Annotated in this window: 8 protein-coding genes; 2 read left to right on the top strand and 6 right to left on the bottom strand. The window is 66.7% G+C overall.

Annotated features, from left to right (window positions below; translation table 11 throughout):
- Positions 1-3,585 (top strand): ABC transporter permease/M1 family aminopeptidase, encoded by a 3,585-nt coding sequence (locus ACM0O9_RS13655; protein ID WP_235649501.1) that lies wholly within the window; start codon positions 1-3, stop codon positions 3,583-3,585.
- A gap of 115 nt (positions 3,586-3,700) precedes the next feature.
- Here ACM0O9_RS13655 and ACM0O9_RS13660 read toward each other — a convergent pair whose 3' ends face one another.
- The 6 genes from ACM0O9_RS13660 to ACM0O9_RS13685 all read right to left on the bottom strand — a co-directional run bounded on the left by ACM0O9_RS13660 (position 3,701) and on the right by ACM0O9_RS13685 (position 10,492).
- Positions 3,701-3,994, bottom strand: coding sequence for a hypothetical protein (locus ACM0O9_RS13660; protein ID WP_065177907.1), 294 nt, complete (start codon positions 3,992-3,994; stop codon positions 3,701-3,703).
- Positions 3,991-4,455 (bottom strand): GNAT family N-acetyltransferase, encoded by a 465-nt coding sequence (locus tag ACM0O9_RS13665; RefSeq protein ID WP_032954000.1) that lies wholly within the window; start codon positions 4,453-4,455, stop codon positions 3,991-3,993. The genes ACM0O9_RS13660 and ACM0O9_RS13665 overlap by 4 nt, the downstream gene beginning before the upstream one ends.
- 140 nt (positions 4,456-4,595) lie before the next feature.
- Complete coding sequence (locus ACM0O9_RS13670; RefSeq protein WP_005415624.1) at positions 4,596-4,982, bottom strand: SseB family protein; 387 nt, start codon at positions 4,980-4,982, stop codon at positions 4,596-4,598.
- 121 nt (positions 4,983-5,103) lie between these two features.
- A complete protein-coding gene (locus ACM0O9_RS13675) occupies positions 5,104-6,819 on the bottom strand; it encodes an alpha-amylase family glycosyl hydrolase (RefSeq protein WP_164092704.1) in 1,716 nt (571 codons plus the stop codon).
- The gene (locus tag ACM0O9_RS13680) at positions 6,819-8,306 is read right to left on the bottom strand and encodes an MFS transporter (RefSeq protein WP_164092705.1); all 1,488 of its coding nucleotides are present in this window, start codon (positions 8,304-8,306) and stop codon (positions 6,819-6,821) included. The genes ACM0O9_RS13675 and ACM0O9_RS13680 overlap by 1 nt, the downstream gene beginning before the upstream one ends.
- Complete coding sequence (locus ACM0O9_RS13685) at positions 8,303-10,492, bottom strand: glucosidase family protein (RefSeq protein ID WP_235649500.1); 2,190 nt, start codon at positions 10,490-10,492, stop codon at positions 8,303-8,305. Before ACM0O9_RS13685 ends, ACM0O9_RS13680 begins: the two co-directional genes overlap by 4 nt.
- Before the next feature lie 237 nt (positions 10,493-10,729).
- Here ACM0O9_RS13685 and ACM0O9_RS13690 point away from each other — a divergent pair, with 237 nt between their 5' ends.
- On the top strand, positions 10,730-12,781 hold the full coding sequence (locus tag ACM0O9_RS13690) for a glycoside hydrolase family 97 protein (protein WP_235649499.1): 2,052 nt from the start codon (positions 10,730-10,732) through the stop codon (positions 12,779-12,781).
- Positions 12,782-12,946: the final 165 nt, after the last annotated feature.

Raw genomic sequence — 12,946 nt, forward strand, 5'->3', positions numbered from 1 at the left:
ATGATCCTCGATTTCTTCCGTTTCGAGCTGCGCGAGCAGCTGCGCTCCCCGCTGCTGTGGCTGCTGGCCGGGCTGTTCGCCCTGCTCGCCTTCGCCGCCGCCTCCAGCGATGCGGTGCAGATCGGTGGCGGTAGCGGCAACGTGCACAGCAACGCGCCCACCGTGATCGCGCAGATGCTGGGCATCTTCACCCTGCTCGGCATGCTGGTCACTGCACTGTTCGTCAGCAATGCGCTGCTGCGTGACTTCGAACTGGGCACCGCCGAACTGATCTTCGCCAGCCCGGTGAAACGCCGCGACTACCTGGCGGGGCGCATCGCCGCTGCCCTCGCCGCCGGGCTGCTGGTTTACGTGGTGATCGCGTTCGGGCTGTGGCTGGCACCGTTCATGCCGTGGGTCGATCCCGAGCGCATGGGCCCGATCAGCTGGCAGGGCTATGCGTGGACGTTCGCGGTCATCGTCATTCCGAACCTGTTGTTCACCACCGCACTGCTGTCGCTGCTGGCGGCACTGACCCGCTCGATCCTGTGGGTCTACATCGGCCTGGTGGCCTACCTGGTGCTGTACGGTGCCAGCGCGGCCCTGCTGCGTGACATCGACAATACGTGGATCGCGGTGCTGAGCGAACCGCTGGGCATGCGCGCCCTCGGCCGCACGATCCGCTACTGGTCCACCGCCGAACGCAACAACGGGATTCCCGAGCTGGCCGGTTACCTGCTGGCCAACCGTGCTCTGTGGTTGGGTGTGGCTGCCGCGCTGTTCGCCGCCACCTTCGCGCTGTTCCGTACCGAACGCAGCGGCAGTGGTCGTCGGCGCTGGGGCCGCAGGCAGGCGCAACCGGTTGCCGATGCCGCCAGTGTCCGCCCCACCCGCGCAGCACTGCCGCGCGTGGTGCCGGCGTTCACCGCCACCACGGCGTGGCGGCAGTTCCTGCGCCAGGTGCGCTTCGATACACGCGGCGTGCTGCGCAGCGTGCCGTTCATCGTGCTGCTGGTGCTGGGCCTGGCCAACTTCCTGCCCAGCGCGCTGTTCCGGCAGACCCTGTACGGCACCTCGATCTGGCCGGTCACCTCGCAGATGATCATGGCCCTGCAGGGCGCCTTCAGCTGGCTGCTGGTGATCATCGTGCTGTTCTTCGCCGGTGAACTGGTCTGGAAGGAACGCAGCGCGCGTATCAACGAAGTGACCGATGCCATGCCGGTGCCGAACTGGGTGCCACTGCTGGCCAAGTTCACTGCGCTGCTGGCGGTGATCGTCTGCTTCCAGGCCGCCGGTGCGCTGGCCGCGATGGGCGTGCAGCTGGCCAAGGGCTACACCCATCTGGAGCCGCTGCTGTACCTGCGCAGCCTGGCGCTGGATTCGGTGGTCTACATCCTGATGGGGGGCCTGGCGCTGGTGCTGCAGGTACTCACCAACAACAAGTTCGTCGGTTACGCGCTGCTGATCGTGGTGATGATCGGCCAGGGCGTGCTCGGCCTGCTCGACTACACGCAGCACCTGTACAACTTCGGCAGCTGGCCCAACGCGCCCTATTCGGACATGAACGGCTACGGCCACTTCCTGCCGGGGCAGCTGGCCTTCCAGGGCTACTGGGCGCTGTTCCTGCTGACGCTGATGTGTCTGGCGTCAGCCTTCTGGGTACGCGGTGTCAGCCAGGGCCTGCGCCAGCGCCTGGCGCTGGCTGGCCGTCGCCTGCGCGGCCCTACCGGCGCCTTTGCGGCGCTGGCAGCAGTGGCGTTCGTCGGCGTGGGCGGCTGGCTGTACTGGAGCACCAACATCCGCAACGAGTTCATCCCGCCCGACCAGCAGCTGGACCTGCAGGCCCGCTACGAGCGCGAGCTGTCGAAGTACCGCAACCTGCCGCAGCCGCGCATTGTCGCCGTGGACAACCGCGTGGACCTGTTCCCGGAATCGCAGTCAATGGTGATCGATGCGAACTGGACCATCCGCAACCTGCACGCGCAGCCCATCCAGGACCTGCATGTCTCAATGGGCGACGACAAGCAGCTGCTGGCCGCCGACCTCGGCGGGCAGAAGTTGACCTTCCACGACAAGGATCTCGGCTACCGCATCTACCGGCTGGACAGGCCGCTGCAACCCGGTGAAACCCGCAGCGTGCATTTCCGGGTGGTGCAGAAGCCCAACGGCATCACCGCTGGCCAGGCACCGAGCAACATCGTCGACAACGGCACCTTCTTCAACAGCCGCGTACTGCCGTCCTTCGGCTATAACGAGGGCGCCGAGATCAGCGACCGCAACGAACGCCGCAAGCGCGATCTCGGTGAACCGCGGCGCATGCCCAGGCTGGAAGACGAGGCAGCGCGGGCCAACACCTATATCTCCAATGATGCCGACTGGCTCGATTTCCGCACCACGGTGTGCACCGCGCCGGACCAGGTCGCGCTGGCGCCGGGCTACCTGCGGCACGAGACCACGGTGAATGGCCGGCGCTGCTTCAGCTATGCCATGGACCGGCCCATGCTGAACTTCTACGCGTATCTGTCGGCACGCTGGGAGGTGCGCAAGGCGAAGTACAAGGACATCCCGATCGAGGTCTACTTCGACCCGGCGCACGGCTACAACGTGGACCGGATGATCGAGGCGGTGCAGAAATCACTGGCCTACTACGAGGCGAACTTCACGCCGTACCAGCACCGCCAGGTACGCATCATCGAGTTCCCGGGCTATGCCCGCTTCGCGCAGTCGTTCGCCAACACCATCCCCTACTCCGAGGCCATCGGTTTCATCGCTGACCTGCGTGACCCGGACAAGGTGGACTACGTGTTCTACGTGACCGCGCACGAGATCGCACACCAGTGGTGGGCGCACCAGGTGATTGGTGCCAACGTGCAGGGCGCAACGGTGCTGTCCGAATCGTTGTCGCAGTACTCGGCGCTGATGGTGATGGAGCAGGAGTACGGCCGCCAGCATATGCGCCAGTTCCTCAAGCGCGAGCTGGACGGTTACCTGTCCGGCCGCGGCGGCGAGGCCATCGAGGAACAGCCGCTGGAGCGCGTGGAGAACCAGCAGTACATCCACTACCAGAAGGGTTCGCTGGTGTTCTATCGGCTGCGCGAGGAAATCGGCGAGCAGGCCCTGAACCGGGCGTTGAAGCGCTTCCTGCAGGACAAGGGCTACCAGCAGCCGCCGTACACCACCTCACGCGAGCTGCTGGGCTACATCCGCGCCGAGACCCCGGCTGACCGCCAGCAGCTGGTCACCGATCTGTTCGAGAAGATCAGCTTCTACGACAACCGGGTGATGGCCGCCAGCGCCCGCAAGCGCGATGACGGGCGCTACGACGTGACCCTGGACCTGCACGCCGCCAAGCAGTACGCCGATGGCAAGGGCAAGGAGAGCGACGCGAAGATGGATGACTGGGTCGAGATCGGCGTGTTCGCCAACGGCCCGTCGGGCAAGGAGCGCGACCAGAAGGTGCTGTACCTGCAGCGCCACCACATCACCAGCGCCGAGCCGAAGATCACGGTGACGGTGGACGAGAAGCCGGATGAAGCGGGCTTCGATCCCTACAACAAGCTGATCGACCGGGTGAGCGATGACAACCGGCGCAAGGTGACGATGTGAGGGAGGGGGCGCCGGCCTGTGCGCCGGCGCTCCACGCAACGCGTGCGGGCTTGGCTCGGCCTTGCTGTGGTGCCGAGCCCTGCTCGGCACCTTGTCCAGGACAGCCGGCGAAGGTTCAGCGCACCGGGGACTTCGGCCCCAGCAACGCCAACAGCACATAGACCACGATCGAGGCGACCGTACCTAGCGCTGCCGGTACCCCGAACGCCCAGCCCGAGCGCCCCTGCTGGCGCGCCCACTGGGCCAGATGCCAAGCCGCGCCCAGGTTGATCAGCCAGGCGATGACAAACACCGGCCACTGCACCATGCCTACCGCGCGCAGCAGGGGCATGGCCACCAGCGCCGCAACGATGGCCACGATCAGGAAGATCAGGGCCGAGCGGGAATGGCGTACCGTGGATGCGCTCATGCGGCCAACCTGCGCACCATCACCAGCACGCGATAGCTGCGGTTGTCGGCTTCCTGCACCGGCTTCCAGCCCAGCCGCGCATACAGACCACCATCCAGGGCCTCGGTCTGCAGGTACAGGTCGGAAACGCCCATCCGCGCGGCCTGTGCCGCAGCCTGTTCGACCAGACCACTGGCCAATCCGCGGCCGCGATGGCTGTCGGCCACGAATACGCTGCCCAACCAGTACTCGTACTGTGGAAAGGCCTGCATCTCGCGGCGCTTGAGCTGGACTGCACCGACCACCTGCCCATCTTCGAAAGCGGCGATCAGGTGCGGGAAACCTTCAGCATCCTGCGGCGGGTCGAGCCGTTGCAGTTCCTGTTCCAGCGTCAGGCCGGCGTCCCGGCCCCATTGCGCGTGGTACCACTGCGCCAATTGCTGTCGTTCCGCTGCGTCTGCAGGCAATACCCTGAACTCCATGACCAGGCCTCGATCCCGATGTCGCCCAAGGGGATCACGGACGGCGTTCGAAGGGAAGCCTTCTGTAGCGTCGAGCCTTGCACGACTGAGCGGGCATTGCGCGAACGGCAGCCGAGCATGGGCTCGGCTGTACAGGACAATCAGCCCTGGGCGAAGTCCTTCAGGATCTCGCCGATGCCGCTGGGCGAGATCTCGAAGCCCAGCGGGGTGCCCGGATTGATCACCACGCCGTAGCCACCCGGCACGCGGCGCAGCACGTCCAGCATCAGCCAGCGGATCTGGTGTTCGGCCTGCTGGCTGTAGATGCCCACCCGCGATGGATCGGTGAACACGGCCACGTGCAGCGTGCCCTGCTTGTCGAACAGCAGCGGGTCGAAACCGCTGCCATCGGGGGTCACCAGGCTGCCGGTCTGCAGCACCACCTCGGAGGCGACGAAGGCTTCCATGAAGGCGCGGATCGGCACCGCCCCGTCCATCGCCGCCTTCAGCAGGGTTTCGATCGGGGTCTGCGGGACGAGGTCGGTCATGGCGGTACGGCAGGGCGTGAGGGGTGCCTATTGTGCCGGATGTGGTCCCCCCGGTAGTGCCGGCCGCTGGCCGGCACCTGAAGGGACCATGGATTCATGAGTTGCCGGCCAGCGACCGGCACTACCGCCCCAGGCGCTGGTCCCGCGCCTTCTGGTCGGCCATCGCCTTGTCCAGTTCGGCCTGCAGTGCCGGCTGCTGCACGGTGGCGTCCAGCACATAGACCTTTACCCCATGCGCCGGCACGTCAGTCTTCAGCTGCTGCTCGACCTTCACCGTGCCGCCATCCAGCGCATCACGCCACGTGCCAGCCTGCAGGTAGCGGTCCACCTCGAAGGTGCGCGCCGCATCACCCTTGTTCAGCAGCACCAGCGCGGTCTGCGTCACGTCACCGTGCTGCAGCACGCGGAAGAACACGGCCTCATCGCCCTGCAGCCGCTCGTTCACCTGCAAGCCACGCTGCAGTGCCGGGGTCGCTTCACGCAGTTTGGCGATACGCTGCAGCGGCGCGAAGATCGGGCTCTGCGGCGCAGCGTCCACACGCGGCTGGCCGAAGTAGGCACGGTTGCCTGCGTGCTCGGCGCGGCCACGCATGAAGCCGGTCTCCGAGCCGTAATAGACCACCGGAATGCCGCGCGCGGTGAACAGCCAGTTGTGCGCGTCGATGAAGCCATTGTCGCTGGCCTGCAGGCGCGGCATGTCGTGGTTGTCGTAGAAGCTCATCAGCTCGTACGGATTGGCATACGGGCCACCGCTCAGGTGAAGCGGCTCGGCCAGGGTCTCGAAGCCCTTGCCGGCGGTGCCGAAGGTCTGTTCCAGTGCGCCGCGCAGCGGGAAATCGAGCACGCTGACATTGGCATTGGCCGGCCAGGTGTGCTCGGCAATGGTCGTCGCGTTGTAGTCGAAGGCTTCGCCGAACATGAACATGCCCGGGTGCTCGGCGCGGATACGCTTGACGAATTCATGCCACCACGGGTGCGGCAGCCAGCCGATGGTATCGATGCGCAGCGCGTCCACGCCCTGCGCGGTCCACTGCAGGTAAGCGCCGACCAGGTAATCCATCACCGCCGGATTGTCCTGGTTGAAGTCGGACAGTTCGGCGAGGTTGCCGTCGAAGATCGAGCCGTCCTTGCTGTCGACCGGGCCGATGTTGTTGTAGAACGCGTGCAGCGGGTTGTGCTTCGGGTCCAGCTTCTGCGGTGGCAGGTTCTGGTGGTCGGCAATCAGCGTTCCGTCCTTGTCGAAGATCTGGCCAAACTGCGGCTGCCGTATCGGCATGGTCCAGGCCGGCGAACCGTGGTTGCCTACGATGTCCAACACCACCTTCAAGCCGGCACCGTGCAGGCCCCTGGTCAGTCCGGCGAAGTCCAGGTCCCTGCTGGGCAGGTGCTCATCGAGTCTGTAGAAGTTGATGCCCCAGTAGCCGTGGTAGCCGGTCTTGCCGCGGTCGGTCAGCGTGCTGGTGCAGCTGATCGGCTTGCTGCCGGTGAAAGCTTGGTCAGGGTTGTCGACGATCGGCGTGATCCACACCGCGCCGAAACCCAGGTTGCGGATGTACTGCGCATTGTCGAGCACGCCACGGAAGTCGCCGCCGAGGTAGCCGATGTTGCCGTCCACCTTGTCCGGGCATGGCACCGGGATGTCGAAGGTGCGGTGCGCGCCACCCTGGTCGCGATGATCGTTGGATGGATCACCGTTGACGAAGCGGTCAGTGACCACGAAGTACACCGCATCGCTGGCGAACGGTTCGGTGGTGCCGACGTAGTCCGGGCGCGGCGTGGCCACGGCCTGGCCGGCGAACAGGGCAAGGGAAACAGCAACAGCCAGGACACCACGCATCACACCACCTCCGGACGGGACGGAACCCGCAGCACGCACAGGCCGGCGACGAACAGGCTGCAGCCGCCCAGCACCAGCACATGCATCGGCTGGCCACCCAGCCATGCGCGCAGGGCAAAGCCGAGCGCACTGGCCGCCACCAGCTGCGGGATCACGATGAAGAAATTGAAGATGCCCATGTACACACCCATCTTCGACGCCGGCACGCTGTCGGACAGCAGTGCATACGGCAACGACAGGATCGATGCCCAGGCAAAACCCACACCCACCATCGACAGCAGCAGCCAGTGCGGGTCGCGGATGAACATCAGCGAGACCAGGCCGGCAGCGCCCAGCCACAGGTTGACCAGGTGGCTCCAGCGCAGGCCGATCGCACGCACCATCGGCGGAATCAGCACCGCCGCCAGCGCAGCGAAGCCGTTGTAGGCGCCAAACAGCACGCCCACCCAGTTGGCACCTTCGTTGTAGGCCGCCGACTGTGGATCGGTCGAACCGAAGTGGGTACCGGCCACCGCAGCAGTGGTGTAGATCCACATGGCGAAAAGCGCGAACCATGAGAAGAACTGCACCCACGCCAGGCGGCGCATGGTCACCGGCATCGCGCGCAGGTCGCCGACGATGGCGGCCAGCATATGCGTGGCCGGCAACGCGCGCGCGGCCGCCAGCAGCAGGCCGTAGCCGGCGCACAGGCCTGCCAGCACGTACAGCATCCTGTCGCCTTGCCGCCAGGTGATCAGCAGCGCCAACAGCACACCCAGCCCTAGCCACAGGGCCACCCGCGTCCATGGCGCCGGGCCGTTGATCACCGCTCCCGCATGATGCGCCGGCGGCTCGGCATCATCGAAGGCAGCCAGTTCTGCTGGTGAATATTCGCGGGTGCTGACCACCGTCCAGGTGATCGCCGCCAGCAGCACCGCCGCGCCGAAGTAGAACGCATAGCGCACGGTGTCCGGCACCTCACCGGCGGCGGCCGTATTGGCAACGCCGAAGTGGGCCAGGATGAACGGCAGGAAGCTGGCGACGATGGCGCCCACGCCGATGAAGAAGCTCTGCATCGCATAGCCGGCCGGACGCTGGCGTGGCGCCAGCTGGTCGCCGACGAAGGCTCGGAACGGCTCCATCGATACGTTGATCGAGGCATCGAGCACCCACAGCGTGCCGGCCGCGATCCACAGCGTCGGTGAATTCGGCATCACCAGCAGGGCCAGCGTGGTCAGCACCGCACCGATCATGAAGAACGGACGGCGCCGCCCCCAGCGCGTCCAGGTGCGATCGGACAGGTAACCGATCACCGGCTGCACCAGCAGGCCGGTCAGCGGCGCGGCGATCCACAGCCCCGGTACCGCGTCGATGTCCGCGCCCAGCGTCTCGAAAATGCGGCTGGCGTTGGCATTCTGCAGGGCGAAGCCGAACTGGATGCCGAGAAAACCGAAACACATGTTCCAGATCTGCCAGAACGACAGCTGGGGTTTGGCGGGGCGATTCATCGTGCGCCCTCTACAGCCACGGGCGCCACCGTCAGCGCCTGCACCTGCGCCTGGTTGAGCACGCCGTCGCGCCCGCCCTTGCCCCCGGTGTAGTGCGCGAAATGCTGCAGTGTGCTCATGTTGAAGCCCTCTTCAAGCGTGACCGTGCATCGGCCCTTCGGCACCGGGAACGTCGCCGAGGTCGAGTCCTGCACGGCCACGCTGTGCGGCAGGGTGACGGTGTGCCGCTGCAACGGCTGGCCCGGGCACTGCAGCACCAGCTGCTTCACCGCGGCGGTCACGCCCGTGTTGATCGGCCCATTCGCGTTGCTGTATTGCAGGCGCAGGCGCACCTGCCCCGCCTTGGCCGAGGTGAACTGCCAGCGCTCGGCACCCTTCAATCGCTGCTGCGGACCGACGCAGACCATCGGACTGTGCAGCGATTCCAATGCGCCGTCGCGCCGGGTCAGGCTCAGACAATGCTGCAGGCCATCGTCACCGATGCGTGCCAGGCCATTGCTGGCGGTGAGCGCCCGGCCGTCCTGCCACAGCACCTGGCCGGCAGCGACCTCGATGTTCCAGCCCCTGCCCTTGCGTCGCGCCTGCGGTGCGGCCGGCGTGGCCGGTGCGCGCGCATTGGCGTCGGCCGTCGTCGCCACGCTGCGCGGTGCCGCTGCGGTGGCCACCAGCTGCACGGTGGTGGTGGCACCACGCGTCTTTACCTGGCCCGCCACCAGCAGGCCATCACCCACCTGCTTCGGCCGCTCCAGCACATAGCGCTTGCCATCGGCCTCCAGGGAGATGCGGCGCTGCTTGCCGAACAGTTCGGGGACCAGCGCGGCTGGCAGCTTGGGCTGCACGCGGCCGTCAGCCTGTACGCCGAATACGCCTTCGAGCACCATCGACAGATACCCGGCCACCGACCACAGCTGGCGCTCCGAATTGACCACCGGCCCGCTGAGCGCGCCTTCATCGACATGCACGGCCTGGCTGACCAGCTCGTAATTCTCCATGTTGGAACCGGCCAGCGCGGCACCCTGCATCAGCGAGCGGATCTCGGCGGCGATGCGCGGCGCATCGTCCAGCTGCCGCGCCGCACGCAGCGAGTAGGCACTGACGAACGGCCAGATCGCCCGGTTGTGATAGATCGGCTGTTGTGCTTCCTGCGGCCAGACCACCGGGCTGCCGGCTGGCCCCATCGGATACGCCGCCAGCGCACGCCGCGTGCGCTCGGGCGGCAGCACCTGGGCGAGAATGCCCAGCGAGAGGCCGAGCAGATCGACCTTGGCGTACGGCACCGGGTGCGCCGCTTCGCCGATGTAGCTCATGTACTGGCCGATATCCTCGCGCCAGAAGCGCGCATCGATCTGCTGCGCCAATGCGTCGGCCCAGGCCTTGTAATCGGCCGCGCGGGCATCGCCGTGCTGCCCGGCCAGGCGTTCGGCCAGGCGCAGTGCCTGGTAGTGCAGCACGTTGGTGGACAGTGCATAGGAATCACCGATGAAGCGCACGTCCTCGCGGGTCCAGTCCGGATAGGTCTGCTCGCGCCAGTCCAGGAACGAAGTCTCGCCACGGTACAGGCCCATCTGCGCGTCGAACACCATTGCGCGGTCCTGCGCCAGCGTGCCCTGCAGCGCCTGCCAGACCTGGTCGGCAAATGCGCGATCCTCCAGCAGCTGGCGAGCCGCCAGGAACCACACCACGCGGTCGCTGCTGATCGGCCAGCTGCCACCGGAACCGGTGTCCTGCGCCACAAACAGGCCGGGCGTGTGCCCGTCGCGCGCCGCCGACAGTTTGAACTGCAGCGACTGCCGGGTGCGCTTCGGGTCCAGGCGTGCGAGCGCCAGATCGGCGGCAAAGCTGACATCGCGCGTCCACACATAGGGCCAGCGCGCGCCGGTCTGGAAGCACTCGCACGGCACCGGTCGGCCTTCGTCGAACGCGGGATCGCGAATCGCGTCCACGCGGTCCTGGTCCATCTCCTGCTGGGCCAGCGCGAACAGGGCATCGAACATCACGCTGCCGGTCTGGCTGCGCATCGGCATCGGCGCGATACGCACATCGCCCTTCGGCGCATGCAGCACGAAGCTGCCGTTGGCAGCGGCTTCGGCGCGCGCATGGCGGCCGTCGAATTGCAGGTCGGCCGCCTGCGCGGTCGTCCCCAGCGCTGCCCCCAGGGCAGCGGTCAGGCAAATGATCTTCAGCATCGAAGCGGCGGACCGGCTCGCGCCCGTCGGCCTCCCTCCCTCTCTGCACGCGTTGTAGGTCCGCACCGTCGTTGCCGGCGGGCGGGCGCGGCCCCTCCCTCAAGGTGCCCTGGCGCCATGGTAGACGCGGGGCTGTCGGCTGCGTCCAGTTGCATACGTATTCATGGCGTCGCGCAATAGCGCACCCGCCGCGCTGGCTTATGGTCCGGGTCTGCCAACGGCGCCTTGGGAGGGGAAATGCCGATGTCACTCACTGCTGTACGTACCGCGCTCGCGCATTTGTTCGGTCTGGCGCTGCTGGGAATAGCCACGCTGGCGCAGGCCGCGCCGCAGGTGGTCAGCGTCGACTCTCCGGGCAAGGTGTTGAATGTCAGCCTGGTGCTGGACGGCGGCACGGCCCGCTACCGGGTCGAGCGCCTGGGCGACACTGTTGTGGAGGATTCGAAGCTCGGCTTCACCCTGCGCGACGGTCGTCTGGACCGCGATTTCACCCTGCTGGGCCAGCAGCGGCGCAGCGTCGATGACACCTGGGAGCAGCCGTGGGGCGAGCGCCGGCTCACCCGCAACCATTTCAACGAGCTGACCGTCCAGCTGGCCGAAACCACCGGCAGCAAGCGCCGGCTGGATGTAGTGTTCCGCGTCTACGACGATGGCCTCGGCTTCCGCTACATATTCCCCGAGCAGCCGAATCTGCGCGAGGCGATCATCGATGACGAGCTGACCGAGTTCGCCATCGCACAGGACTCCACCGCCTGGTGGATCCCCGCCGGCGAGCCGATCCACTACGAGTACCTGTACCAGCGCACCCCGCTGCGCGAAGTACCACTGGTGCATACGCCGATGACCCTGCGCAGCCGCGATGGCCTGCATGTGGCCATTCACGAGGCCGCGCTGGTGGACTACGCCGGCATGTGGCTGCGCCGCAGCGAGGGGCAGCGCCTGCGCGCGCAGCTGTCGCCCTCGGCCGAAGGCTGGAAGGTGCGCCGCACCCTGCCCTTCGCCACGCCGTGGCGCACGCTGCAGATCGCCGACCGTGCCGGCGGCCTGGTCGAATCGGACCTGATCCTCAACCTCAACGAACCCAATGCGCTGGGCGATGTGAGCTGGGTGAAACCGGCCAAATACCTGGGCGTGTGGTGGTCGATGCACCTGGACAACGAGAGCTGGGCGACCGGGCCGAAGCACGCGGCCACCACCGCCAAGACGAAGAAGGTGATCGATTTCGCCGCTGCACACGGCTTCCGCGGCGTGCTGGTGGAAGGCTGGAATCCGGGCTGGGACGGCAACTGGGTCGGCAATGGCTACGACTTCGATTTCACCCGTGCCACGCCCGATTTCGACATCGAAGCGCTGTCGGCGTATGGCCTGAACAAGGGCGTGCACCTGATCGGTCACCATGAAACCGGCTGCGCCATCGAACATTACGAGGCCCAGCTGGGCGCCGCGCTGGACCTCTACGCACGACTGGGCGTGGACCAGTTCAAGACCGGCTACGTCTGCGACGACGGCCAGGTCGACCGCCGCAATCCCACGGGGGGCCCACTGTGGCGCGAGTGGCATGACGGGCAGTTCATGGCCCGCCACCATCTGAAGGTGGTGCAGGAAGCGGCGCGCCGCCATCTGTCGGTGAACCCGCATGAGCCGATCAAGGATACCGGCCTGCGCCGCACCTATCCCAACTGGATCTCGCGCGAAGGCGCACGCGGCATGGAGTACAACGCCTGGGGCCAGCCACCGAACCCGCCGGAGCACGAGGTCAACCTGGTGTTCACCCGCATGCTGGCCGGGCCGATGGATTACACCCCCGGCATCCTCAGCCTGAAGGGCCGCCACGGCCAGGCCATCCCCAGTACGTTGGCCCGCCAACTGGCGCTGTACGTGGTGCTGTACAGCCCGATCCAGATGGCCGCCGACCTGCCCGAACACTACCTGCAGCATCGCGAGGCGTTCCGTTTCATCGAGGACGTGGCGGTGGACTGGGAGCAGAGCCGCGTGCTCGATGGCGAAGTGGGTGACTACGTGACGATCGTGCGCCGCGACCGCAACAGCCGCGACTGGTTCCTCGGCAGCATCACCGACGAGCACGGCCGCGTGCTGCCGGTATCGCTGGGCTTCCTGGAATCGGGCGTACGCTACCGCGCCGAAATCTACCGCGATGGCGAGGGAGCGGATTTCCGCAGCAATCCATTCGCGTTCATGCGTGAAACCCGCGAAGTGACCAGCGCCGATGCACTGACGCTGGTGCTGGCACCAGGCGGTGGCCAGGCCATTCGCTTCACGCCGCTGTGAATGCCCGGGTAGTGCCGGCCGCTGGCCGGCAACCCGGTGAACGCGATTGCCGGCCAGCGGCCCGCACTACCGCAAGCAGCACCTGAAAGCGATTACATCCCTGCAGACGCCATTGAATACGTATGCAGGGTGATTCCCGCGAAGAACGCGCTGCCTACCATAGCG

The sequence above is a fragment of the Stenotrophomonas sp. FR012 genome (assembly GCF_047520565.2).
Taxonomy (GTDB): domain Bacteria; phylum Pseudomonadota; class Gammaproteobacteria; order Xanthomonadales; family Xanthomonadaceae; genus Stenotrophomonas; species Stenotrophomonas sepilia.